Annotated in this window: 24 protein-coding genes; 11 read left to right on the top strand and 13 right to left on the bottom strand. The window is 54.1% G+C overall.

Annotated elements, in window-relative coordinates:
- Positions 1-10: 10 nt before the first annotated feature.
- Genes DFR30_RS08105 through kdsB form a run of 6 tightly spaced genes read left to right on the top strand, consistent with a single transcriptional unit; the run spans position 11 to position 4,799 of the window.
- A complete protein-coding gene (locus tag DFR30_RS08105; RefSeq protein WP_207891849.1) occupies positions 11-646 on the top strand; it encodes a MotA/TolQ/ExbB proton channel family protein in 636 nt (211 codons plus the stop codon).
- The gene (locus DFR30_RS08100) at positions 643-1,068 is read left to right on the top strand and encodes an ExbD/TolR family protein (RefSeq protein ID WP_132972177.1); all 426 of its coding nucleotides are present in this window, start codon (positions 643-645) and stop codon (positions 1,066-1,068) included. The genes DFR30_RS08105 and DFR30_RS08100 overlap by 4 nt, the downstream gene beginning before the upstream one ends.
- Positions 1,055-2,821, top strand: coding sequence for a lipid A export permease/ATP-binding protein MsbA (gene msbA, locus DFR30_RS08095; protein ID WP_132972176.1), 1,767 nt, complete (start codon positions 1,055-1,057; stop codon positions 2,819-2,821). Before DFR30_RS08100 ends, msbA begins: the two co-directional genes overlap by 14 nt.
- Positions 2,818-3,822, top strand: a complete 1,005-nt coding sequence (gene lpxK, locus DFR30_RS08090; RefSeq protein ID WP_132972175.1) for a tetraacyldisaccharide 4'-kinase — start codon at positions 2,818-2,820, stop codon at positions 3,820-3,822. Before msbA ends, lpxK begins: the two co-directional genes overlap by 4 nt.
- Entirely contained in the window at positions 3,815-4,003 is a 189-nt protein-coding gene (locus DFR30_RS08085; RefSeq protein ID WP_132972174.1) for a Trm112 family protein, read from the top strand. Before lpxK ends, DFR30_RS08085 begins: the two co-directional genes overlap by 8 nt.
- 16 nt (positions 4,004-4,019) lie before the next feature.
- Complete coding sequence (gene kdsB, locus DFR30_RS08080) at positions 4,020-4,799, top strand: 3-deoxy-manno-octulosonate cytidylyltransferase (RefSeq protein WP_132972173.1); 780 nt, start codon at positions 4,020-4,022, stop codon at positions 4,797-4,799.
- On the opposite strand, the gene DFR30_RS08075 is transcribed toward kdsB, so the two are convergent.
- Entirely contained in the window at positions 4,784-5,056 is a 273-nt protein-coding gene (locus DFR30_RS08075) for a hypothetical protein (RefSeq protein ID WP_132972172.1), read from the bottom strand. The two genes, kdsB and DFR30_RS08075, sit on opposite strands and share 16 nt — an antisense overlap.
- A gap of 80 nt (positions 5,057-5,136) precedes the next feature.
- On the opposite strand from DFR30_RS08075, the gene DFR30_RS08070 reads away from it, so the two are divergent.
- Complete coding sequence (locus DFR30_RS08070; protein ID WP_132972171.1) at positions 5,137-5,622, top strand: low molecular weight protein-tyrosine-phosphatase; 486 nt, start codon at positions 5,137-5,139, stop codon at positions 5,620-5,622.
- A 51-nt stretch (positions 5,623-5,673) separates the two neighbouring features.
- On the opposite strand, the gene rne is transcribed toward DFR30_RS08070, so the two are convergent.
- Positions 5,674-8,151 (bottom strand): ribonuclease E, encoded by a 2,478-nt coding sequence (gene rne, locus DFR30_RS08065; protein WP_132972170.1) that lies wholly within the window; start codon positions 8,149-8,151, stop codon positions 5,674-5,676.
- Positions 8,152-8,603: 452 nt separating this feature from the next.
- Between rne and rluC the strand changes: the two genes are divergently transcribed.
- Genes rluC through DFR30_RS08050 form a run of 3 tightly spaced genes read left to right on the top strand, consistent with a single transcriptional unit; the run spans position 8,604 to position 11,282 of the window.
- Positions 8,604-9,545: a 23S rRNA pseudouridine(955/2504/2580) synthase RluC gene (gene rluC, locus DFR30_RS08060; protein WP_132972169.1), complete on the top strand. Its 942-nt coding sequence runs from the start codon at positions 8,604-8,606 to the stop codon at positions 9,543-9,545.
- A gap of 42 nt (positions 9,546-9,587) precedes the next feature.
- On the top strand, positions 9,588-10,295 hold the full coding sequence (locus tag DFR30_RS08055; RefSeq protein ID WP_243640701.1) for an HAD-IA family hydrolase: 708 nt from the start codon (positions 9,588-9,590) through the stop codon (positions 10,293-10,295).
- 15 nt (positions 10,296-10,310) lie between these two features.
- Positions 10,311-11,282 carry a S49 family peptidase gene (locus DFR30_RS08050; protein ID WP_132972167.1) on the top strand — a complete coding sequence of 324 codons (972 nt, stop codon included), beginning with the start codon at positions 10,311-10,313 and terminating at the stop codon, positions 11,280-11,282.
- 35 nt (positions 11,283-11,317) lie between these two features.
- Here the strand turns inward: DFR30_RS08050 and DFR30_RS08045 are convergent, their stop codons facing one another.
- The 8 genes from DFR30_RS08045 to DFR30_RS08010 all read right to left on the bottom strand — a co-directional run bounded on the left by DFR30_RS08045 (position 11,318) and on the right by DFR30_RS08010 (position 20,244).
- Positions 11,318-11,905: a Maf family protein gene (locus tag DFR30_RS08045; protein ID WP_132972166.1), complete on the bottom strand. Its 588-nt coding sequence runs from the start codon at positions 11,903-11,905 to the stop codon at positions 11,318-11,320.
- 6 nt (positions 11,906-11,911) lie between these two features.
- Positions 11,912-13,486 (bottom strand): glutamate--cysteine ligase, encoded by a 1,575-nt coding sequence (gene gshA, locus DFR30_RS08040; RefSeq protein WP_132972165.1) that lies wholly within the window; start codon positions 13,484-13,486, stop codon positions 11,912-11,914.
- A gap of 2 nt (positions 13,487-13,488) precedes the next feature.
- On the bottom strand, positions 13,489-14,892 hold the full coding sequence (locus tag DFR30_RS08035; protein WP_132972164.1) for a dihydrolipoyl dehydrogenase: 1,404 nt from the start codon (positions 14,890-14,892) through the stop codon (positions 13,489-13,491).
- A 22-nt stretch (positions 14,893-14,914) separates the two neighbouring features.
- Positions 14,915-16,006, bottom strand: a complete 1,092-nt coding sequence (locus DFR30_RS08030; protein WP_132972163.1) for a GGDEF domain-containing protein — start codon at positions 16,004-16,006, stop codon at positions 14,915-14,917.
- Positions 16,007-16,160: 154 nt separating this feature from the next.
- The gene (locus DFR30_RS08025; RefSeq protein ID WP_132972162.1) at positions 16,161-16,922 is read right to left on the bottom strand and encodes a ferredoxin--NADP reductase; all 762 of its coding nucleotides are present in this window, start codon (positions 16,920-16,922) and stop codon (positions 16,161-16,163) included.
- Positions 16,923-17,615, bottom strand: coding sequence for a hypothetical protein (locus DFR30_RS08020; RefSeq protein WP_132972161.1), 693 nt, complete (start codon positions 17,613-17,615; stop codon positions 16,923-16,925).
- A gap of 81 nt (positions 17,616-17,696) precedes the next feature.
- A complete protein-coding gene (locus tag DFR30_RS08015; RefSeq protein WP_132972160.1) occupies positions 17,697-19,424 on the bottom strand; it encodes an acetolactate synthase large subunit in 1,728 nt (575 codons plus the stop codon).
- Positions 19,425-19,461: 37 nt separating this feature from the next.
- Positions 19,462-20,244 (bottom strand): hypothetical protein, encoded by a 783-nt coding sequence (locus tag DFR30_RS08010; protein ID WP_132972159.1) that lies wholly within the window; start codon positions 20,242-20,244, stop codon positions 19,462-19,464.
- A gap of 84 nt (positions 20,245-20,328) precedes the next feature.
- Here DFR30_RS08010 and DFR30_RS08005 point away from each other — a divergent pair, with 84 nt between their 5' ends.
- Positions 20,329-20,703, top strand: coding sequence for a hypothetical protein (locus DFR30_RS08005; protein ID WP_207891848.1), 375 nt, complete (start codon positions 20,329-20,331; stop codon positions 20,701-20,703).
- A 104-nt stretch (positions 20,704-20,807) separates the two neighbouring features.
- Here DFR30_RS08005 and DFR30_RS08000 read toward each other — a convergent pair whose 3' ends face one another.
- From DFR30_RS08000 to DFR30_RS07990, 3 genes are all read right to left on the bottom strand, one after another.
- The gene (locus DFR30_RS08000) at positions 20,808-23,021 is read right to left on the bottom strand and encodes a bifunctional metallophosphatase/5'-nucleotidase (RefSeq protein ID WP_132972158.1); all 2,214 of its coding nucleotides are present in this window, start codon (positions 23,019-23,021) and stop codon (positions 20,808-20,810) included.
- A 290-nt stretch (positions 23,022-23,311) separates the two neighbouring features.
- A complete protein-coding gene (locus DFR30_RS07995; RefSeq protein ID WP_165869142.1) occupies positions 23,312-23,950 on the bottom strand; it encodes a response regulator in 639 nt (212 codons plus the stop codon).
- A gap of 2 nt (positions 23,951-23,952) precedes the next feature.
- Entirely contained in the window at positions 23,953-25,680 is a 1,728-nt protein-coding gene (locus DFR30_RS07990) for a PAS domain S-box protein (RefSeq protein WP_132972156.1), read from the bottom strand.
- Position 25,681: the final 1 nt, after the last annotated feature.

The raw sequence follows: 25,681 nt of genomic DNA, 5'->3' as shown, positions 1-25,681 counted from the left end.
GACGGCAAACGTGTTTGAACTGGTTACCGCTGGCGGCTGGTTGATGGCCCCCATTATTGCCTGCTCGATTATCGCTTTTGCGATTATCGCTGAACGCTTGTGGACGTTGCGCATCCGGCGCGTCATACCGCCTGAACTGGCCTCCCAGGTATGGGAATGGGCCAAGGAGAAGAAGCTCGACATGGAGCGCATGCAGGCCTTGCGTGCCAGTTCTCCGCTGGGGCGCATACTCGCGGCCGGCCTCATTAACCGCAACGCAAGCCGTGAAGTCATGAAGGAGGCGATCGAGGACACCGGTCGCCATGTGGTTCACGAACTGGAGCGATACATCAATACGCTCGGAACCATTGCGGCTATCTCCCCGTTACTCGGGTTGCTGGGTACGGTGATTGGTATGATCAAGGTATTTTCTGCCATTACGACACAGGGCGTGGGTAACCCTGCTGCACTTGCCGGAGGTATTTCCGAGGCACTGATAACGACGGCAGCGGGTATGGCTGTTGCCATTCCCACATTGATGGCCTACCGCTACTTCCGCGGCAAGGTGCAATTGCTGGTCATTCGTATGGAACAACAGGCTCTGCGTATGGTTGAAGTGTTGCACGGACAGCGTTCCCGGGACAGCGTGATGGGGGATATAGCGTGAAGCTGCGCCAGACGCCAACCGATGAACCGGAGGTCAACCTGACACCGCTCATCGATGTCGTCTTTATCCTGCTGATATTTTTTATGGTGTCTACCACCTTTCAGCGCGAATCCGAAATCAAGATCGAACTTCCGGAAGCCAGCGCCGACGTCGCGGAAGAGCGCGATGAGGTGCTGGAAATCCTGATCGATGCCGAAGGGCACTTCTTCATTGGTGGAGAACAGGTGGTCAATAACGAACTGGAAACGCTGAAAGGTGCGATTCGCAAGTTCATGGGTGACAAAAAAGAAATGCCGGTTGTGATTCGTGCTGATCGCACATCACCCTACGAAGCCGTCATCCGCGCCATGGATGCCACCTCGCAGCTGGGACTCGAGCAGATGTCCCTGGCGACCAACCAACCTGAAAATGGCGGAGAGTGAACCGGTTGCTGTTTCGGTAACCGGGCCTTACCGACGACTGCTGACTTACGCCAGACCACACTGGCGCATCTTCGCCGGTGCTGTCGTGGCAATGGTGCTGGTGGCGGCTACCGAGACCGGTTTTGCTGCCCTTATGAAACCCATGCTCGACGGTAATTTTATCGAGCGTGATCCGGCTACTATCCGTCTTGTTCCCATCGCCCTGATCCTGCTGTTTCTGTTTCGGGGGCTGGCGGGCTTTGCATCACGCTACGGTATGGCGCTGATCAGCCGGCGAGTCATCAGTCAACTACGTGAAGAACTGTTCCACAAATTCCTGCGCCTGCCGGCCAGTTACTATGATCGAAACACGGCCGGCCGTTTGTTGTCACGACTGACCTTTGATGTCGAGCAGGTTGCAGAGGCCAGTACCAATGCAGTGACAATCCTGATCCGTGACTCGCTGACACTGTTATTTCTGCTCGGCTATATGTTCTGGATCAGTGGCTGGCTGACGCTGTTGTTTCTGCTGGTCGGACCGGTGCTGGTCCTTCTGATCCGCTATGTCAGCCGTCGTTTCCGGCGTATCAGTAAACGTATCCAGGATTCGATGGGCGAACTGACACAGTTTAGCGACGAAGCCATTCACGGGCACCGCCTGATCAAGACATTTAACGCGGAACGCTGGCAGGAGTCCCGTTTTCGTGGTGTGAATGAACGCAATCGTAAACTGCACCTCAGAATGGCTGCCGTGGCCGGTGCCAGCACACCGGTTATCCAGTTTATAGCGGCCTGCATTCTGGCCCTGGTAGTGTATCTGACCACACTGGAGTCGGTCGCCAGCGAAATCAGTGTCGGCAGCTTTGTCTCCTTCATTGCGGCCATGATGTTATTGATGCAACCCATGAAACGGCTGACCAACATCAACGCGTCCGTGCAGCGGGGTGTGGCGGCGGCGCGCAGTATCTTTGCTGTGCTGGACGAGGAGAACGAAGACCCGGGCGGCAACGCGAGGTTGTCACGGGTACGTGGCGCCATAGAATTCCGTGATGTCTCGTTTGCCTACGATGAACACAAGGGCAATGTTATTGAGCATCTTTCTTTTCTTATCGAACCCGGCCAGCGCGTGGCGCTGGTCGGTCATTCAGGCAGTGGAAAATCCACGCTGGCGCAATTGCTGGTGCGCTTCCATGACCCCGTCAGTGGTAGCGTGTTGCTCGATGGTCGGGACCTGAGAGACTACCGACGCGCCGACCTGCGTAGTCAGATCGGCATGGTGGGGCAGGAGGTGATTCTGTTTAACGATACCATCCGTAACAATATCGCCTTTGGCAGTCTGGCGGACGCCAGCGAGCAGGAAATTATTGCGGCGGCGGAATCTGCGCATGCGATGGATTTTATCAACGAACTGCCACAGGGGCTTGATACACGAATCGGTGATCGTGGTGCATTATTATCAGGTGGACAGCGTCAGCGCCTGGCGATTGCCCGCACCATACTCAAGGATGCGCCGATACTGGTAATGGATGAAGCAACCTCCGCACTCGACAGTGTGTCAGAAAGACTGGTGCACGATGCGCTGGAACAGTTGATGCAGAAACGTACATCGCTGGTCATTGCCCATCGCCTGTCCACGGTAGAACATGCCGATCGCATCCTGGTACTGGAGAAAGGGGCACTGGCAGAAAGTGGAACGCATTCGGAACTGCTGGCAAAACGGGGCGTTTATGCTGATCTGTACCGGTTGCAATTCAGCGATTCACGGCTGACATGATCCGCGATAACCTGGAACACTGGCTCAACCGTATCTGGTATGCGGAGACACCACCACCTGCCTGGTTGATGCCGTTATCCTGTTTATATTGTACGCTGGTGAGGATCAGACGAAAGGCACGCAGGGCAGGATTGTTACCCGCCATACACCCGGGTGTGACGACTGTCGTGGTAGGAAACCTGACGGTGGGTGGCACGGGTAAAACACCGTTTGTTACAGCGTTGGTATGTTTGTTGTCAGAGCAAGGTCTTCATGTCGGTATTATCACGCGGGGTTATGGTGGAAAAGCCGCCAACTGGCCACACCGGGTCACAGCAGACAGCGATCCGTATGCCAGTGGTGATGAAGCTGTATTACTTGCGCAATCCTGTGCTGTGCCTGTCTATGCCGGATCTGACCGGCTGGCGGCGGCACGCGCTTTACTGGCTGAGAACCCTGTGGATGTGTTGGTCAGCGATGATGGTTTGCAACACGAACAGCTGGGCCGTGATATCGAGATAGTCATGATCGACCCGTTGCGTGGTTTTGGTAACAGGCATTGCCTGCCTGCAGGACCTCTCCGGGAACCAGTCTCACGCCTGCAACAGGTGGACACAACTGTTGCGCTGGGTGAGCACCCGGAGGCGGGCTTTCATATTGCCAGCGAACCAGGAGATGCAATCAACCTGCTGGATCCGCACAACAGGCGCCCACTAGGGTCCTTTGCTAACCAGCCCTGCCACGCGGTTGCGGGGATCAGTAATCCTGGGCGATTTTTCGGAATGTTGAATGCACAGGGTTTGCAGCCCGACACACGTCATTTTGGAGATCATCACCCGTTTATTGAAGCGGATATCCGCTTTGATGATGATTTCCCGGTTTTAATGACAGCAAAAGACGCGGTAAAATGTCGTGCATTCGCAGGCAAAAACTGCTGGTATGTGCCACTTGAACTGAATCCCGGGCCGGCATTTACAAAATGGTTGCTTGAAACCCTGAAACGGAAAAAATATTGTGGATAAAAAACTGCTCGATATTCTGGCTTGCCCGGTCTGCAAGGGGCCCCTGGTTTACGACAAGGAAAAACAGGAGCTGATTTGCAAGGTGGATCGACTCGCTTACCCGATACGCGACGATATCCCCGTTATGCTCGAAGAAGAAGCCCGCGAACTTCCGGCGGAAGAAGAAATCCAGGCGTCCTGAATGCCAGGGGGGGACAATGAGTCATTCTTTTAAAGTTGTAATACCGGCGCGTTATGCCTCAACCCGGTTGCCTGGTAAACCATTGCGGGAACTGATCGGCAAACCTATGTTGCAGCATGTCTGGGAAGCGGCAGGGCGGTGTGGTGCAGACCAGATTGTTATTGCCACTGACGACGAGCGCATAGAAAAAGCAGCACGGGAATTCGGCGCCGAAGTGTGCATGACGGCGACTACCCATGCCAGCGGTACCGACAGGCTCGGCGAAGTGGTTACCTCGCTGGGCTGGTCCGCTGACACGATTGTCGTCAATGTGCAGGGTGATGAGCCGTTGATGCCGCCAGGCCTGATCGACCAGGTAGCCAATGATCTTGCCGGCAACAGTGAGGCATCAATAGCCACTGTAGCTACGCCATTGGTGGCTGCTGGTGAGTTCTTTGACCCGAATGTGGTCAAGGTGGTCAGGGACAAGGCAGGCTTTGCGTTGTATTTCAGTCGTGCGCCGATACCCTGGGACCGCGATTTACTGATGGATGATGTCAAGGCATTACCGATCGGTATCATGCCACTGCGCCATATCGGTATTTATGCGTATCGGGTCGGTTATCTGAATCGTTATGTGGAAATGCGGCCTTGTCCACTAGAGCAGGCGGAACAGCTCGAGCAATTAAGGGCGCTCTGGTACGGCGAACGCGTTCACGTGGCGGAAGCCGGACAGCGCCCCGGTCCGGGTGTCGACACCGAGGACGATCTGGTGATTGCAGAAGAACTGCTCAGGGCGCGTCAGAGTGAAGCCTGATTCAGCCAATGATCGATGTCCGGATCCAGCTGGTTTGTTTCATCGTATAGCCTGATGGTGTGGCAGGCCTGTACCCGTCGCGTTGCTTCACCGTACTGGTTGCCCTGAATCACAGCCGATACCGTTTGTGACATGCACTGGACGACCAGTGCCTGCTCGGAATCCAGCACCTCAATAACCCGGCATTGCTGACCACAATATTCCACCTTGTGCCCTACCAGGCTGCGTAACCGGTGCTTGAGTGCTTCTTCAATCATTGCCGCATTGTAACGGACAATCTGATTGCGCGATAATGAATACCAGGTAAGATAAAACACATTAGGAAAGGTTTATAACCATGAGTAAAACAAAGGTATTGTTTGTATGTATGGGCAATATTTGTCGTTCGCCGACCGCCCAGGGTGTGTTTGAGCGCCTGGTAGAAGAGGCGGGCCTCGCTGCACATGTCGATATCGACTCCGCAGGCACTCATGCCTACCACGTCGGTGAACCACCGGATCGCCGTGCTACCCAGGCGGCGGCCGGACGAGGCATTGACCTTACCTCGCAGCGCGCGCGTCGTGTTCGTGAACATGACTTTGAGTCATTCGACTATGTACTGGCTATGGATCATGACAATCTTGATGAACTGCGTGCAATCTGCCCGGCACACTATCAGGAGCGCGTCCGGCTGCTACTGGAGTTTGCCGAAACCAGCCAGCATGGTGATGTGCCAGACCCGTATTATGGCGGTGCTCAAGGATTCGAGCGCGTCCTCGATATGGTCGAGGACGGTGCGCAGGGTTTGCTGGAAGAAATACGTCAACGGATCGAAGTCAGTTAATAAAGCACTGACAAATTCACCGCCGTTATTCAGGTGAGTGTGCGTCTGAAATCACTCGTCACCCATAGTGCCGGGTTTGTCAGCAGCGGCCGCCGCTGGCTTTGGTGCTGACTCTTTTTTATCAGCCACCGTCGCTACGGGTTTTGGCGCACTGACAGCCGGCAGTTTTGGCGCGTCAGTCGGCGTGCCACTTGCAGGTTTCGGAGTACTATCAGGTTTTGCTGTCAGACGGGCGTCAGTCCCGGGAGTCTTTGCCGGTGGTTCTGACTGTGGCTTGCGTCGGGATCGACCGGTCTCTGCCTGGCCGGATTCTGATGTAGAAGCCTTTGCCGTGGCAGTCCGGTTTCCGTCTTCACCGCCTGCAGGGGTGTTGCCTGTAGCAGGCTTACCCTGTTGTTTGGTGACATTGCCTGCTGCATCACCGGAATCTGTATTTTGCGGATTCTGGGTGGTATTACCATCGCGACGCTGACTGGACCGACGGCGTCCGCCACGCCGGCCACGCCGGCTGCGTTGTTGACCCTGTCCCTTGTTCTGTTCTGGCGTGGCCTTCTGTTCAGCTGTGGCTTTCGACGCATCTGTTTTTTCAACCGCGTCCTTCTCTTTGGCGGCTTCTTTGCTGTCTTTCTTTCCGGCATTGTCGTTACGCCGACGGGGTTTTTGTCCCTGTGGCGGGTTGTCGGAGGCTTCACGTTTTTCACCTTCGTTACGACGGGCTCCCTGACTACGCCTGGCATTACCGGATCGGTTGCGCCCGCCGCGGTTACCGCCACGTGAGCGGCTGCGCGGTTGTGGTTCAGGCTTTTTCTCTTCCTCGATTTCGACAGTTTTTCCAAACAGGTTTTTCCACAGTCGCCGTATCAGGCCGGTTGCCGGCGTTGCAGCTGGCTGTGCAACAGGTGCCGGTGCCGGGGCAGGTGCGGCAGGCGCAATGGACTGTACCGCTGCTTTTTCAACTTCCGGTGCCTTGTTTTCGCGTAGCGTGGCCGTGATATCGGTTTCCTGGGTCTCCGGAATCAGTTTGTGGCTGGTAGCACCTTCTTCACCACCCAGTTCATCTGCACGAACACGTTTGATTTCATAGTGTGGTGTTTCCAGGCTGGGGGTGGGAATCAGCGTAACACTCAGCTTGTGTCGCTGTTCCAGGTTGAAAAGGATGTCGCGTTTTTCATTCAGCAGGTAGGTTCCGACATCGACCGGGACATGCGCAATGATGCGCCCGGTTTTATCCTTCATGGCATCTTCTTCAATGATACGAAGAATCGACAGTGCCAGTGACTCAACGCCACGCACGGTACCCTGGCCATTACAACGTGGACAGACAATCTGGCTGGATTCACCCAGTGACGGGCGCAGTCGTTGACGTGACATCTCCAACAGACCGAAACGCGAGATACGACCAACCTGCACGCGCGCACGGTCAATGCGTAAAGCATCACGCAAACGGTTCTCCACTTCGCGCTGGTGCTTGGTTGGCTGCATATCGATGAAGTCGATCACGATCAGGCCGCCCATATCACGCAGGCGTAGCTGGCGAGCAATTTCGTCGGCAGCTTCGAGATTGGTATTGAGTGCCGTTTCCTCGATATCGCTGCCTTTGGTGGCGCGTGCCGAGTTGATGTCGATCGAAATCAGCGCCTCGGTATGATCGATCACAATGGCGCCGCCGGCCGGAAGTGTCACTTCGCGCTGGAAGGCGGACTCGATCTGGCTTTCTATCTGGTAGCGCGAAAACAGCGGAACCGGATCATCGTAAAGCTTCAGCTTGGGCAGATTGTGCGGCATGACCTGGGTCATGAATTCGATGGCGCGCTGGTGCACTTCCTTGTCGTCGATAAGGATTTCACCGATATCGCTGCGAAGGTGATCGCGCAAGGCACGAATAATGACATTGCTTTCCTGGTAAATCAGGAAGGGCGCCGGGCGTTCTTCACTGGCCTTGGCAATGGATTCCCACAGGTGGATCAGGTAATCCAGGTCCCACTGCAGTTCTTCGCTTTGACGACCGACACCGGCAGTGCGCACAATCAGGCCCATGGTGTCCGGGTAGTTCAGTTGCGCCATGGCGTCGCGTACGACGCTACGGTCCTCGCCTTCGATTCGGCGTGATACGCCACCGGCACGGGGATTGTTGGGCATCAGTACCAGGTAGCGACCGGCAAGACTGATGAAAGTGGTCAGGGCGGCGCCTTTGTTACCACGCTCTTCCTTCTCGACCTGGACGATGATCTCCTGGCCTTCGCGCAGGGCGTCCTTGATCGATACACGACCACTGCCTTCAGTGGCGCCTTCGCGGAAGTAGGTGCGGGCAACTTCCTTCATGGGCAGGAAGCCGTGGCGCTCGGCGCCGTAGTCAACAAAGGCTGCTTCGAGGCTGGGCTCGATGCGGGTTATTTTACCTTTGTATACGTTAGACTTTTTCTGGCCGCGGGCGGGTACCTCAATATCGAGATCGAAGAGTTTCTGGCCGTCGACCAGAGCCACGCGCAGCTCTTCGGGTTGCGTGGCATTGATTAGCATACGCTTCATTGGGATTTTCTCTCATGCGCTCTACCATGGCGTAGCGATAGTCGGTGATATGCACCGGCACAAGCTCATAACGGCGCACAATACGAGGTGCGCCGGAGGATCGGATCAACCAGAATGCCGATCCGGCAAGCAGGCCGGAAATCATAACTATCGTTAATGTCACAGGAGCAACCTGTCGTTGTTCGTTGATGAAAAAACAGTAGAAGCCACAAGGCTTCTGCTCGATCCCCGGACATTATGTATTGCAGTTGTCCGAAGGAAACGAATAGGGTTCACGTGTCGGCAGCCGTATACTTACACCTTATTGATGTGCGGCAACGCGAGCGACTCTGACTATAGCAGTCCAACCCCGTGATATCAAACACTTATCATACTTCCAAGTCGTTCAAATATCATGATATTGGTGCAGAATCCCAAGCAGCCCATGGGCGACGCTGGTAGAATGCCCGCGCATGGAAAATGCTGATAAACCGAGCGTGCAGTGGATGGATATCAACGCCGGGCAGGCCGGGCAGCGGATTGACAACTTTCTGTTGCGTGTTCTCAAGGGCGTACCGAAAAGCCGAATTTACCGGTTACTGCGCAAGGGCGAGGTGCGCGTCAATCGTGGGCGTATCCGCGCCGATTACCGCCTGAAAGCGGGTGACCAGGTGCGGATTCCACCCGTCAGGGTGGCTGAGAGGCAGGCGCCGGCCCCGACGGCGGGCGCCGTGGAAGTGCTGGCGAACAGCATTATCTATGAAGACGAGCGGTTGCTGGTACTGGACAAGCCTGCCGGCATGGCTGTGCATGGGGGTAGCGGCCTGAGTTACGGCGTGATCGAGGCCCTGCGCGCGTTACGCCCGGACGCGCCCTACCTGGAACTGGTCCACCGGCTCGATCGCGATACCTCCGGTTGTCTGCTGATCGCCAAACGGCGCAGTGAATTGCGTACATTGCACGAATTATTACGCACCGGCGATGTCGAAAAGCGCTACCTGCTGCTGGCCCGGGGTGACTGGAGCCAGGGACCCTGGAAAATCAATGCGCCGCTACGCAAGAACCAGATGCAGGGTGGCGAACGCATTGTGCGTGTAGACCCGGATGGCAAGGTGGCGCTCACGCATTTCCGTTTTCTGGAAGGTTACGGAAACGCCAGCCTGATGGAGGCTGTACTTAAAACAGGCCGCACACACCAGATACGGGTGCATGCCGCCCACGCAGGACACCCGCTGGCCGGGGACACGAAATACGGGGATGCGGAATTCAACCGAGAACTGCGCAAACTCGGCCTGAAGCGCCTGTTTCTACATGCACATTTTGTCGCATTCAGGGATAAAGAACGGCAGCGTGAAATCGAAGTCAGCGCACCACTGGCGCCTGATTTGAGAAAACTGATTCAACAACTGGAGTAAGGGACCGATACAGAGCCCATAAATATGGAAACGGACAATAAAGTGAAAAACCTGCCATCAGCCGTGCAGCTGATTGTGTTTGACTGGGATGGAACGCTGATGGACTCGGAAACCCAGATCGTGCATGCGCTACAGGCATCAATACAGGATATGGCACTGGAAGAACGCAGTATCGATGAATGCCGGAACATTATCGGTCTCGGCCTGCATGAAGCCATCGAAACATTGTACCCGGGTCGGGAAGAAGACTTTGCAGCCCGTTTCGTTGAACGTTACCGGCATCACTGGTTTTCCGATACACAACACTCTGACCTGTTTCCCGGCAGTCGCGAAACCCTTACTCTGTTAAAAGACGCAGGGTTTATGCTGGGTGTGGCAACGGGAAAGGGGCGTATCGGCCTGGACCGGGTGTTGGCCGATACCGGGCTGGGAAACCTTTTTTCTGTGACTCGTTGTTCCGACGAAACCCGGTCAAAACCCCACCCGCAAATGCTGAATGAAATTTTGCAGGAAACCGGGATCGAAGCACGCCATGCACTGATGGTTGGTGATACGGAATACGATCTGAAGATGGCAAACGAGGCAGGAATAGGCCCTGTCGCGGTTAACTACGGCGTACACGCCCCCGAGCGCCTGCTTCAACATAACCCGCTGGTGTGCCTGGATACGATTACGGAACTGGTCGACTGGCTTGCGGAACAGCAATTACTGGATCCTGGCTGCATCAAACAGGAAATACTGGCTTTATAAATCGAGGTAAATGGCATGACATCGAATCAGAATACCGATCCGACACAGGAACAAACATCTGAATGGCAGCGCGACCTGATCCAGAAACTCGCGACGTCATCACTGGCCGAGCAGCGCCGCGCCCGTCGCTGGGGAATATTTTTCAAGTTTCTGACCTTCGCATACCTGGTTGGCATCGTGTACCTGTACACACCCGATCTCGAAATGGATGCTGCCGAGCATAAACGTCACACTGCGCTGGTTGAGCTAAAAGGTGTGATCGCACCAGACAAGGAGGCCGGCGCGGATAACGTTATTACCGGACTGCGCGATGCTTTCGAGAACGAAAATACAGCAGGCGTCATTCTGCGGATCAACAGTCCCGGTGGTAGTCCGGTACAGGCTGGCTACATTAATGACGAGATCAAACGTTTACGCAGCAAGTATCCAGATATCCCGCTTTATGCCGTGATCTCCGATATCTGTGCCTCGGGTGGCTATTACGTTGCCGCCGCCGCTGACAAGATATACGCGGACAAGGCCAGTATCGTCGGTTCGATCGGGGTGCGTATGGATGGTTTCGGGTTTGTTGGCGCCATGGAAAAACTCGGTGTCGAGCGTCGCCTGATTACAGCAGGTGAGCACAAGGGTTTTCTTGATCCGTTCCAGCCGGCCAAGGCGTCTGATATCGCCCATGTTAAAAATCTGCTGGCGGACATTCACTCGCAATTCATCAATGTGGTGCGTGAAGGTCGGGGTGAACGCTTGAAGGAAACGCCTGACCTGTTCAGCGGTTATGTCTGGACCGGCGAGCAGTCAATTGATCTCGGTCTGGTCGACGAACTGGGCAGCGCGGGTTATGTGGCGCGGGAAGTCATCGGCGCAGAGACAATAGTTGATTACACGCCCCAGGAAGACCTGTTGCAGAAGTTCAGTAAAAAACTGGGTACCGCAATGGGGCGGGGTGTAGGCAAGGTGCTGACGAGCGAAAGCATCTCACTGCAATAAATGAGTGCGGCGGGTAATGTTTCCGGGCGAATCGTTCAGGGTACATTTACGCCGGCTTCATTCAGCCATGTCACCAGCTGTATCAGCGGCAGTCCAATCAGTGCGTTCGGGTCATCACCGTGCATGGCCTCGAACAGACTGATACCCAGTGCTTCGGACTTGAAACTTCCTGCACAGTTGTAAGGCTGTTCGGTGCGCAGGTAACGCTCGATCTGCGTTGCAGAAAGCTCGCGGAAAGTGACCGCGAAAGGAATGATGTTCGTGCGCGCTTTCCCGCTTCCCGAATCAAAAAGGCATATCCCGGTAAGGAACTCGACACGCTGGCCGGATAGCTGTTCAAGCTGCTGACAGGCTTTATCATGGTTTCCAGGTTTTCCCAGTACTTCGTCGCCACACACGGCGACCTGGTCAGAACCAATAATCAATGCATCCGGGTATGTTTGCGCGCCTGCGCGTGCCTTGGCTTCTGACAACCTGACGACCAGCTTTTGCGGGCTCTCACCTTCCTGACGTGTTTCATCGACATCGGGAGACAGCGTTTCAAACGAAACCTGCAGCTTTTCCAGCAAGGCGCGGCGGAACGGTGAAGTGGATGCAAGTACCAGTGTTCTTCCCTGACTCATTCTGGTTCAGACCTGGGAGAAATACTGTTTCAGGTATTCATCGAAATTCAGCACATCGGCAGCTTCACGGGCTTTCTGGTCTTCGATGGATTTTGTAGCAAGTTCACTGTAAAAACGCTGACTGTCTTCTCGCATGGGCAGGTTGGTGAAGAAATGCTGATGGATTTCCGACATGCGCTTGGCAAAATGATAAAACCCTTCACCCCGGTCACGCATTTCCTGAAGCATACGTGCTGATGGTGTCAGTTCAGGGTTATCGACTTTCTTTTGTTGTGCAGCAAGCGCATTGCAATATGGCGAGCCCTCCGTGCTCTTGTCGAGCAGCTCGCATACACCGTGCATTTCAGACAGCAGTTCACCGGCCCATGTGCTGAGCAGAACAGGCGTGTTGTCGCGTGTCAGCTTCAGTTCCGGATCGCGTCCCTGGTGGGCGGTTTTTAATTCATTTTCGTCGATAGCACGGCGTTCGCTGAGGCTGATAGGCGGGCTTTCATGTAGCAGGCAGAATAACAGGAAGCACTCGAGGAAGTACATCTGCCGCTCATTGATGCCAAGCGGATCGAAGGCATTAACGTCGAGCGAGCGTAACTCGACGTAGGCAACGCCGCGTCGGCGTAGTGCCAGTGATGGCATTTCGTTACCGGTGACGATCTGTTTCGGGCGAATAGTACTGTAGTACTCGTTCTCGATCTGCAGGATATTGGCATTTAGCTGTCGCCATTCACCATCAACTTTTATGCCGATTTTTTCAAACTCCGGACAGGGAGTGGTAATGGCACAGATCAGGCTGTCAATGTAGCTTTGCAGGTTGTCATAACTGGCCTTGATGCCGGTTTCGTTTTCACGATTGTTCTGGTAGCCGATATCGCCCATGCGCAAGGATGTCGCCCATGGCTCGTAATAGGTGTTCTCGTTGAAACTCTGCAGCTTGGTATCCTTGCTGCCAATAAACGATTTACATATTGCCGGTGAAGCGCCGAACAGGTAAGGAATCAGCCAGCCAAAACGCTGCAGGTTACGGATCAGACCCATGTATGACTCGGAAATAAAGTCCTGCATGGGCATCCGGTTGCCTTCCAGTTCTGCATAGATGGGCCAGAATTCCGGTGGAAAAGAATAGTTGAAATGGACGCCGGCAATTACCTGCATAGTGCAGCCATGTCGGTAACCCAGACCTTTCCGGTACACGTGCTTCATCATGCCCGAGTTTGATGTGCCGTAATCCGCAATCGGGATACTGGTTTCGCCATCCACAACACAGGGCATGCTGGTCGCCCAGAGGAATTCATCATCGAGGCACTGGTAAACGTATTGTTGTGTATCGCGCAGGAATCCCAGAACATCCTGGACCTGTTGCAGGGGGGGCGTAATAAATTCAGCCAGCGCCTCGGAAAAATCCGTAGTAATACACGGGTGAGTAAGCGCAGAGCCAAGCTTTACCGGGTGCGGGGTCTGGGCGATGCTTCCCCGCGCGTTAACACGAAGGCTTTCCTTTTCCACACCAATTGCGCTATTGCGCATCAGCTGTGTGTGTTGCAGGTCGAGCAAACGCTTCAACCTTTGCTGTGCAGTCCGGTACACGATTACCGGCGTTCCAGGTCTGGTGGCAGGTCATCTTTTACAAAGCCACCATTCACGATCATTTCACGTAACACCGGCTGAATCGCTTCTTCAAGTACCGGGTGATAGAAGGGCATACGCACCATTTGCAGGACAGTCAGTTCCTGTTCGATGCACCAGTTCATCAGGTGGCCAAGGTGCTCCCCATGCGGCGCTATCATTGACGCGCCCAGCAGTTTTCCAGTGGATTTGTCGGCGTAGAGTCGCAACAGCCCCTTGTTGCGTCCCATGATCAGTGCACGTCCCAGCATTCCCAGGGCTACACTGCTTATCAACGTATTTTCATGATCGAGTTGTGACCAGGTTTTCCCGACCAGCACAAGATTGGGATCCGAAAAGGTAATGAACAGCGGCGTTTTTCTTCGGAAAGCCATGGGTGTTTCAGCTACTGCATTAATGCCGGCAATTCGACCCTCGTCTGCAGCCTCGTGAAGAACAGGGCGGTCACCATTAACATCGCCGGCAATGAACAAAGGTTTGTCTTCGATCTGCATGGTGTTCGGGTTGTAGTCCGGTATACCTTTTGCGTTCAGTTTAACGCCGGCGTTTTCAATGCCGATATTTTCCAGGTTAGGGCGTCGGCCTATACAGACCAGTACTTTTTCGACTTCGATTGATTTGTCGCCAGCGCTGACACGCAGTCTGCCGTCTGCCGCCTGTTCAATATCAGCGGCTTGGCCGAGCCACAGGGGCATTTCCTTTCCGAGTATCTGGATCGCTGTTTTGTTGATGTCCGGGTCATCGATATGACCTATGGTTTCCAGCTGGTCAATGCCTGTGACCTTGACACCAAGTCGGTGGAAAGCCTGGCCGAGTTCGAGCCCGATGACGCCGAGTCCGATGACGGCCAGTGATTCGGGCAATTTCTCCAGTTCAAATATTTCATCCGTGGTAAGAATGCTGTCGCCAAATTGTTTCCATGGCGAGGGGATGACAGGTGTCGAACCTGAGGCAATGACTATGCGTTTGGCGCGGATACGGCGTTCACCGACCTGCAAGAGGCCAGGTTCGATAAACTGTGCGTATTCAGGAATGAATTTTTCACCCATGTCATCTGTACTGCTGGATAGTACCTTGTCGACAAAAATGTCGCGCAGGTCCTGTACGTGTTCCAGTACATCGGGACCTTCCACACTCAACGTATCGCCGCCTTCGATACCTTCGCGCGGAAAGATAGTGCGGCGATGGAAGTCTTCGGCAATTTGAATAAGCGCCTTTGAAGGCATGCAACCTACTCGTGCGCAGGTTGTGCCCAGTTCTCCACCATCAATCAGCACATAACGGTCGGTCTTGCGCCTGACTTGCCCCAGTGCATAGAGTCCTGCACTGCCCGCGCCAATGATGGCGACTTCAACTTCTTGTTCCATTAGGTTCTTCTGCTGTATTTAGTCAAATGACTGGCCGTGCGACAGTTATTCCGCCGCCGGTGTGTGTGGATTTCGAATGATATAGCGCCTGGTCAACCTGTTCCAGTAAATGCGAAAAGCTGTTTCCGTGGGTTGGTGCCTCACCGAGGCCGAACGTTACGCTGAAATCGATTTCATTGTCGTCCGACCAACGTGCAACCTGTTGCTGTATGCGCTCAGCAATCAATTGCGCATGGTTCAGGGTGGCATCTTCCAGAATGATGACGAATTCGTCGCCGCCAAAACGGGCCGCCACATCCGGTTCCCGTATGCAGGCGCGCACTATACGTGCAAACTCGCGCAGCACCAGGTCGCCGGCAGCGTGACCCAGTTCATCATTAACGTCCTTGAACTTGTCCAGGTCGGCAAACAGCAACACAAACTTTTTGTGATTGCATTGCAGTTTCTCGAACATGGTGCCGGTTATTTCCTGTAACGCACGCCGGTTCAGCAAGCCGGTCAGTGTGTCGATGTTGCTGTTTGTTTCCAGTTCTTTACGGCTACGTTCGATACGTCCCATCAGGACGTAGGAGTAAACGAGAATGATGCCGCCAAACAGGTTAAGAAACACAAGACCCGGTGAGAACTCCGAGTTTCCCAGCGCATAACGCAGGAAAAGGACGACCATGACGGCACTGAAGCAGCCAATCAGTGATTCGGCAAACAGCCGCATGCCATAGCGCATGCCGTTACCCAGCACGATCATGATGTAGACCAGCAGTGAAGGCGGTATGGGGTAGGGGTCATTCAGCACCGAGATGCTGGCTATTGCGATATCAATCCACATGGCCAGGTGATAACGCGTTGGGCAGATGTTTATTTTTGCGGCATGAATAAACATGCCAGCCTGGAGAATAAAGTATATGGCGTAGGCGCTATTGAGTTGCTCGGTGGACCAGAGCGTCGGCACTATGCCCGTTGTAAAATTGAAAAACCCGACACCAAGTACAAGGAAAATAAAGCGGGTGATAAACTGGATTTTCTGTTCTTGCCAGCCCGGGTAGCGGTAGCGCCCCTCGCTCTGGTCATTGTTTGCACGCCTGTCCGGGTGGTGGCGGCGATCGTCGAGCACCACGCGGTCGGACAGTCTTCGTTGATGTGATTTGTTATTAATCTTCCATAATCCTTTGAATTACTTCCAACTATTACTGATTTAGGGGGTGATTCGGTATCGCCCATCCTCCAACAAACATGCCATTATAAAAAACTTCTGTCCGACCGGATAGTGGCTACCAGTAGTTCTCTACGGTGATATGTCCGGGAGTGCGGCGTCGATTGCGTTCCAGTCCACGGGCTTTGAGCGCGTCGCTTGTATCTTTCACCATCGCCGGGTTACCACAGATCATGACCTGGGACTGCGCAGGTGTGATGTCGATACCGGCACGCGCTTCAAGTGCACCTGAAGCCAACGCCCCCGGAATGCGATCACGAATGGCAAAATCGGTATCTTCGCGACTGACGAACGGAATGTAGCTGAACTGGTCCGGGTGGCTGGTTGCAATTGTCTGAATGGTGTCCTGGAATGAAAGTTCTGCCGTTGTTCGCACGGCATGCACCAGAACAATTCGCTCGAATCGCTTCCAGGGATCCGGTGTTTTCAGAATTGACAGGAATGGCCCGATTGCAGTGCCGGTAGAGAGCATCCACAGGTGTTTTGATTCCGGCACTTCGGCCAGGGTAAGAAATCCGGCTGCCTTGCGCATGACATAAATGGCATCACCGGGTGACAGGGTGACCATCCGCTGTGTCAGCGGGCCTTCCGGTACCGTAATGAAATAAAATTCCAGCGGACGCTCGTCCGGCGCATTGACATAGGAGTAGGGCCGACTGATGAATTCGTCGTCAATCATCAGGCCCAGCTTGGTGAACTGGCCGGCGGTGAAGCGGTCTACCGGCGCATCGATACGGATTGAATAGAGTCTTTCTGTCCAGGGTTTCAACTCCTGGACTGTGCCTTCGCACCAGCGTGCAGGATCGACAGACTTTGCCATTCAGTGGTCCCCGCGTTGCGGTTGATGTGACTGGTGAAAGATTTCTTCCATCAGCTCCAGTCTACGCCATGCCTCATCCAGGGCCCGGTCGGGATCGAGTTGAGACAGAAACGCCCGGGCATCTTCACAGAGTACTTCCATTTGCCCCTTGTCGAAAATCGTCAGGCTGGGTGCAAGCGTTTGTTCAGGCTCGCTGAGTAATGACGGAATGAGCTCGTTTTCCCCAATAGGGGATTCCGGGTGTGTGAGTGCCGAGACCAGCGGGAGTTCCTGAAGGCTGAAGTGCGCGCGGCGTGCAGTTTCCTCGTCTTCCAGTTCCTGCTCTGCCAGCGCATCACTGTCGATACCGTTGCGAATAGCGCGCATAATTGCGTTGACCAGTTGACTGATGGCCTGTTTGACCTGTGTCTGGTCGCCGGGCAGGGCGCAAGCCTGCTGATAGGACTTGTCCAGTGCGGCCTTTATCTCCAGTACGGTTTCACTGGGGGTATTTGGCTTCAGATCGATGGCGCGCTGGACCAGCAACTGGAACTCCTCCATGAAATGATCCAGTTCAAGGCCGTCGTCGAGTCGTGCAGAAGCAAGATCTTCATTTGCCACGTTGCGACGGGTTTCATCAAAAAGCGGATTATTGCGTCGACGCAATGCATGTTGTTCACGGATGCCCGGTTTTTCGCTGCTTTCAGCACGCATGCTGTTCTCCCTGTTCAGGCTGTTACCTTACCTGAACACGGGCCGATAAAAAACGCGGGGTATGCAGGGTCACGTCATCGGTCAGATCGTGCACTCGATTTCGCCAAGCCGTTTGGTCAGCTTGACATTTTCGGCATAGTCGATCGGTACCGCAATCAGTGCCGGGCCTTCCTGGCTGAAAGCTTCTTCCAGTGCGGGCACCAGCTGTTCAGAACGGGTCAGTGTCTTGCCCCACATACCGAACGACCGGGCCAGCTGATCCCATTTCGGGTTCCCGAAGTCCAGCCTGGAATGTTTGCCATCGAACTGGTTCTGTTGCTTCCACTTGATCAGCCCGTATTCGCCATCTTCCCAGACCATGAACACCACGTTCAGCTTAAGACGTACTGCCGTTTCGAGATCCTGTACATTCATCATGAAACCGGCATCGCCACAAATGGCGAGCACTTTGTGTTCTGGCTGGGCGATCTTGGCGCCTATTGCGCCGGGGAGTGCAAAACCCATTGAACAGAAACCATTGGAGATGAGGCAGGTATTGGCTTCCTGGCACTGGTAGTAACGTGAAATCCACATTTTGTGTGCACCGACATCCGATAACAGGTAATCATCCGGGCCGAGAAACTCGCGGACATCCCAGAGAATTTTCTGTGGTTTCATCGGGAAAGATGTATCGTCTTTTTCCATCGCGAAATCAGCTAGTATGGTATTGCGCAGTTTTTGCCAGGAATCGATGTTCTGCAGGGGAAGTTTGCCGGCATATTTACGTTCCAGTTCCATATTGACCTGCCAGAGTGCATCGGCGATATCGCCAACCACGTCTACGCTGACAGTATAGTGGTAGTCGATTTCTGCTGGCAGGAAGTCAATATGAACGACTTTCTTGTCCATGTTTGCATTCCAGAAGCTCGGACTGTATTCCACCAGGTCATAACCGACGGTAATCACCAGGTCTACCTGGTCCATGGCGTGATTGATGTGGTCCTTACCCTGTAAACCCATGGTAAACAGGCAGTGCTTGTTGTCCATGGGCATTGCGCCTTTACCCATAAAGGTGTTGACGACCGGGATACCTGTTTTCTCGGAGAGGCGACGTAATTGTGAAGCTGCACGTTTACGGATAGCACCGTTGCCGGCAAGGATAACGGGGCGTTTGGCAGCCACGATGGCGTCTACGGCCTCACTGACGGCCTTGTGGTCTGCAGCCGGACGACGGGTTTTCAATACCGGCATGGGCTGTGATAACACCGGTTCCTTGGCAACATCTTCCGGCAGTTCGATGACAGTCACACCGGGTTTTTCTGCCTCGGCCAGTTTGAAAGCCTTGCGTAGCACTTCCGGAATGGTTCCGCCGTCCACCACTGAGTGCGCCCATTTGCTGATGGGCCGCATCATAGCGATGGCATCCATATTCTGGTGGCTTTCCTTGTGCAGACGCTTGGTAGAACCCTGGCCAATGATCGCAACTACCGGTGCCCTGTCCATATTGGCATCGGCCAGTCCGGTCACAAGGTTGGTTGCGCCTGGCCCGAGTGTTGCGAGGCACACGCCGGCCTTACCGGTAAGTCGGCCGTACACATCTGCAATAAATGCTGCAGCCTGTTCGTGACGGCACAGAACAAAATCAATGTTGCTGTCGAGCAGCGACATCATCAAGTCCGCATTTTCTTCTCCGGGCACACCGAATATATGAGTCACGCCTTCAGATTCCAGACATTTCACAAAAGTATCGGAGGCTTTACTGGCAACCGGCTTCTTTTTTTTGGTTGTTTTAATCGCGGCGGTTTTCGTCCTTGCCTGTGCTTTGCTCATGTTGATCTCCCTGTCATGGTGGACAAAAGTATAGACATTAATCTGTCCAGTGGATTTCGTTGGCAGTCTTTGGGCCAACCACGCAACTGGATAACGAAGTTGGCATGACAGCATCGTGACTGGCAACCGGAATGCGGCCAGCCATGATTTCGGCATACTTTTGTGGGTAAACCGGGTCCAGGTCCGGTTCTGCGAAACCTTCCGGATAGAGGGGCTGGTTGTTCTGTGGGTCGTACTTGTCGCTGGCGCCTACGGTATGCAGAAATTCATGGGCTATAACGACGTTGTTACGTTTCGACTGCGCAGGGCCGGCAAATGCGTTGACGACGCCGATCAGACCCTTTTGTAATCCCAGAGAGTGCCTCAGCCGCTGGTGTGTTTTCGGGTCGTAGTAGACAACGAACATCTGCACATCGGGTTCGGGGCCATTGAAGGTGTCGTGTGTGGCCGCCCAGTAACGCAGCTTTAGACTCCACAGCATAATAGACAGGGTGCTGGCGTTGGCTGGCGGCAGGGGAGGACGTTCAGTAACCAGCGGGGCAAGTTTGACCGTCACCGGTTCGGTGATCTGCACGTCATAGCGACCTGCTTCACGGGCGAAGAAGCCCTCAACATCACTGAAATCATCGGCACCAAGGCTATTGATGTAGCGCGAGGTTGCGGATCCTCCGTCACCATTAACCGGATAGATCACCACCCATAGTGGTTCATCCCAGTCTGTAGTGCGTAGCTTTGTCAGCCAACTGTTCATGCCGACAAAGAAAAGCACCAGCAAAAGCAGGGTTATTCGAAATTTCCTGAAGAAACCGCCCGACGCCATCAATGGCTCCCGTCCATGAGGTAATTATGTCTTATATAGGGGAATCTGAACGAAAAACTTGAGTTTTCGCTAGAATGCGAGGCTATGTCCAGACCAACATTGTTGAGCGTTATCGAGCTGGGTGGCTACCCTGATTTTCGGCCGTTGTATGAGAAAGCCGGTTACAACGTGTTGACCGAGACGCGAATGCGCAAGGCAATGGCCACGATCAGAAAAAAAACGCCCCGGGTAATCGTGGCAGAGTTTAACTTTCAGTCCGACTTTCGTGATCGCACCAGCTCACTGGAGTCGATGATGTCGGTCGTCGAGCGATTGCCTGATACCAAAGTAGTGGTGTTTTACGAAAAAGAATATGCGCACCAGTTCGAACGCTTGCTCAATGTGTGCAGCTTCCACCGCACATTTACCTTCCCGATACCGGAGGAAGAGCTGTTGGCCTGCGTTCAGGCGTTGCTTTGAACGTCTCATGATATATAGCCACTATTTGTGGTCAGTCCGGATAACAAGAAAAAAGGGCGGCATATAGCCGCCCTGAAAGTTGTTTCTGTTGTTCTATCTGTTTTTTAGTTGTCTTCCCCAATGCGACCGCTAAAGAAAGCCGGACCGGCGCCAAACGGAGGCTGGACATAGGTAGGGTCTGGCGTGTTATCCGGCTGTCCGATCTGCAACTCGGGATCCTGCGGAAGATTTCCGGGGTTCTTTGAGTCAACAGTGACAATACGCCCGCGATTGGCACCAAACTCGGCTTCTGTCACCGTGTTATCCGGCAGAGCGTCGAGATAGCGGCGCAGGGCATGAACAGGGTGCAGGAAGTTATCCGGTGCCACCTGTTGCACGGTTGGTCCCACTATGACCCCGATCTTGTTGACTGGCTCGGCCAGACTGATTGCGCTGGTGTAATCATCAGGATCCGCAAGCTGGAAAAACTTGTGGTTGGCGCCACCACCGGTACGACAAACATCGTCCAGCGGATTACCATGACCGTAGCAGGAGGCGAACACATAACGCTTGCCGAGATCAAGTGGCTGACCACCAATCTTCGTTTCGACAATGCGACCACTCGAGCTGCTGAAGGGGCGGTTCTTGAGATCGATCTTCTGCTCCATATTTGCCAGGCCCAGATACCAGCCACCGCGTTGCAGGAAGGTGTTGCGGTTAAACACAGCGTTCAGGATAACATCGAGACTGTTCTGGATGGACTGACCGGAGAAATCGGCAATGTTTACCGCCGGTGCAATCGGGAACCAGGTATAGAGATCGCGCAGGGTAATCGGCTGACCCGGCAGCACGGCATTACCGAAGCGGAAGCCGTTTGCCATGGAGATATCCACACCGTTCTCCCAGCCCGGCACATTACGCACATCTGCAACACTGTCCGAAACCGCAAGAATTCCGTCTGCGATAAAGTTATTCAGCGTGTCCTCCAGCACATGGTGCCTGAGTAACAGGGTATCGGTATAACCGACAACTGTATCCAGGTCATCGGTCAACTGCAGACCGCGCAGGGAAGGGTTGCCGCCGAAACCACCGGGCATGAAGGTGTGACGTGCAACTTCGCCATCTTCACCGGAGACAAAGTCCTCTTCCATGGCAGCAACCAGTGCGGCCATATCCGGGTCTTCAGGGACGGACTCATCAACCGGGATAGCTTCCCAGTCAAAATCTACAACTTGCCCGGACTCAACTTCCAGATCGAGACGACCAACATACATGTCACGATTTGTCTCTACCACTATCGCGGCGCCCCGTCGCAGCTGCCTGCGTTCTTTTCGGCTCAGTTTTTTTCCAGGCGTAGTGCGCAGTACTTTGTCTTTCCGGGCCAGCAGTGCACCCAGAGTTACTTCATGTGTATGCGCTGAATACATGACGTCAATGTCGCTGAAGCTTTGTGCAATTTTAATATTTTGCGACAAACCAAGTTCTGACTGAACCACGATCAGCTCGGCACCCTGCGCCTTGACTTCATCGATAATGCCCGGAAGCTCTTCAACACCCTGGGTGAATCTCAGTCCAATGTTAAACGTGTCTGCCTGCTGGGGAACGATCGCTGCTGTAAGCCCGATGACCGCAATCTTTACACCGTTGCGATCAAGAATTTTGTAGGCATCCAGCACCCGTTTTCCATGCAGAGGTGTTGGTAGCGGGGCAGCGTTGTACAGGTTGACTGCAACAGCCGGGAAACTGGCACGGATTACACTGTCGCCTTCCGGTGTCGGGAAAGGTGCTGTATTGGCCGTGTTCTCACTGCATACGTAGGTGCCATCGGTGAGCCCCTCGATAACAGGTATGTCATTACAGCCAACATTACGCGCCATAACACGAATATTCCCCGGAATGGTGGGGAAAGGCGGTTTGCTGGCGAAACGATTGCGGAACACGGCTGCACCGTAGCCAAAATCCCAGTTGCCAGGTGTATAGACATCGATACCAAAGGCATTCATGGGGACCATCATCGCGTCACCCACGGTAAACATTGTTTCAGCACTGCCGTGAGTGAGATCGCCGGTAGAAAGAAGGACGGCTTCGGGATTATCGGCACGGATGCTATCGACAACGGTTTTAAGTCTTGCAAGGCCGCCGGAACTGGCAACTTCGCGCTCGCTGCCATCAGGGTTTTTAAGTACTGCGGCGTGCGGAACCAGTGTCCCGTGAAGGTCGCCCATCTCGATGAGCGTAATGGAATCGCCAGCGTGTACTTGTGATGAAAGTGCACCCATTGCAAGGGCCATGGGCAATAATGCCCTGTGCACCGCACGGGGTAGATTAAGTGACTTCATTTTCTCCTCCTCAGGATGATTTCGGTATTGCTGTCTGTTTGCATCAATACCGTTCTTCTGCTTTTTAGCAGTTGGTACCCTAAGTGGGAGGAGGTTTTCAGGTAATAGGGAAAATCCTTAAAAAGCGTACAAGATAACCTGATCCAGGGTAATAGTGTACTTTAAGAACTATCAATACCTATATGATAATTATAGTATTATCGTCATTGCGAGCGCAGCGAAGCAATCTCCAACTACTGGCAGCAGACTGAAAAAGATTGCCGCGCTGCGCTCGCAATGACGGGATGAGGTTATGCGTCGATAACCCCGAGGCGAATGGCCAGCCGTGTCAGTTCGGCCTCGTTGGCAATGCCCAGCTTCTGCTTCACGCTGGTGTTGTGGTGTCCAACGGTCTTGGGGCTGAGGCTGAGCAGATCGGCAATTTCATTCACACTCTTGCCGTCTGCACGCAAACGAAAGATCTCGAATTCGCGTGGCGACAGGCCTGCCATCTGCTGGCTATCCTGCGAGGCCTTGCGCTTGACCAGGAATGGCATCATCTCCTGACCAATAAACAACTCACCGCGCGCGACACAGCGAACTGCCTCTATCATGACCCGTGATGCATTGCGTTTGGAGATATAGCCGAGTACACCCTGGTCCAGTGCCCGGTTCAGGAAGATTTCGTTTTCATGCACGCTGAACACCAGGATACGTGCATTACGGTCACGCGCGAGAATACGGCGGCATGCATCCAGGCCACCGATGCCCGGCATGGTGAGGTCCATGACCACCACACCCGGCTTATACTCCATATATAACTGGTAGGCCTGTTCACCGTCAGTGGCCTCGGCCACGACATCTATGTCCCCGGTGTTTTCGAACAGGCGGCGATAGCCTGCGCGCACAACTTCATGATCGTCCGCCAGCAGTACACTTACTTTGCTCATCGTTATGTAACCGTTTCCGATACGGGAATACTTGCCTCGATGGTCATTCCTTCACCGGGCCCAGAGTGTATAGTAAGGCATCCATCCAGTGCTTCAACACGTTCGCGCATGCCAATCAGCCCCAGACCGCGACCCCGTGTGTCCGGGCCTGTCCCTTTGCCGTTATCGCTTATGGAAAGCAGGAGATGAGGGGGGGCCGTATCCATTACGCAAGTCAAACGTATGACCACCTCACTGGCTTCAGCGTGTCGGGCTACATTGGTAAGACTCTCCTGGACAATGCGGTATACCGTTATGTTAATGGCTTCACCCAGTGAGGAAAGATCACCACTGGTGATAAACCGGCAATTAACGTCAGCATGCCGGTTACGCCAGGCTTCGACTTCTTCCTCCAGTGCAGCAACCAGTCCAAGATCATCCAGTACACTGGGTCGCAAGCGTTGCATCATGGAATGTACGACATCATAGATGCGGGCGGAAACATTCAGGATGGCCGCTGCGCTGGTTTCGATCTTGCTGTCACGCTGCCGGGACAACTCATGAATGATTTCCGCATCGGCCTGTATGGCTGTGGTGCACTGGCCCAGTTCATCGTGAAGTTCACGCGCGAGGTTGCGGCGTTCTTCCTCCTGCACCGCGAGTGATTTATGAATCAGGAAGCGATTTCCCTCCAGCAGGGTCATACATTCCTGTTCTGCCTGTTTACGTTCGGTTATGTCGTGCAGGGTGGCCGCAAAAAGAGGTTCCCCGTTAATATCGACCTTGCCGACATACCACTCAAGCGGAAAACAGCTGCCGTCCTTGCGACGTCCGCCAGCTTCACGACGCGAACCGGTTGCATTCTTCCATTCGGCCTGGTCTGCATGCTCAAGTAACACGGTCGTCAAATGACCAACCAGCGTGGCTTCCGGATACCCGAACAACGTTGTCATCGCCGGGTTGGCGGAAAGAATACAACACTGCGAGTCATAGGTAATCATGCCATCGATGGCGGTTTCCTCGATGACACGTTCACGCGCCAGCGTCTCCTGCAAACGGCGGGTACGACGGGAGATCTCGGTGACCATACGATTGAAGGCCCGCGCGGTCATACCGACTTCATCGGCCTGGCCGGTATCCAGTTTGACACTGTAGTCTCCGGCCCCTACGCGTTGAGCAGCACTGGCCAGCTTGCCGATTCTCCGGGTCAGACGAATACCGAAGAAAACCGTCAGTATGATGGTAAGTGTAATTTCGGTACCGGCAATAATGACACTGCGTATTTTCGCCTGCTCGATGGACTGCTCCATCCGGTCAAGCGAGAACCCCAGCCTGACATGCCCCATGGGTTTTCCACCGATAAAAATATCACCGGCTACGTCAAAGGTGCCATCCTCTACAGCCAGTGGGTCAGTTTCCGTTTTCGGCCATGGTTTATCCGGCAGTGTCCCGAGTGAAACGACGGGGCGTTGGTCCCGGTCAAGTACTGCCAGGTAGGTGAGTTCATCCTGTTTGGCGATATTGTGCAGGTATTCTTCCAGTGCCGCATAATCGACCTCGACAAGATAGCTGCCCGTGGTTGTGGTAATTTGTTCGAGAATACTGTTGGCCGTATCCCGCAGACGGTCGCCGTGAGCCTGTCGAATAACAGCAAGGTTGCTCCACACAAGCAGGGAAAGCATGACAATCTCAATCATGACGACGCCGACAATCAGGCGCACACGCAGCGACCGAAACGGTGATACCAGCATA

Source organism: Thiogranum longum (assembly GCF_004339085.1).
In the GTDB taxonomy this organism is placed as follows: domain Bacteria; phylum Pseudomonadota; class Gammaproteobacteria; order DSM-19610; family DSM-19610; genus Thiogranum; species Thiogranum longum.
Note: the sequence above shows the minus strand (reverse complement) of the source record. Positions and strands in the feature narration are given on the sequence as shown.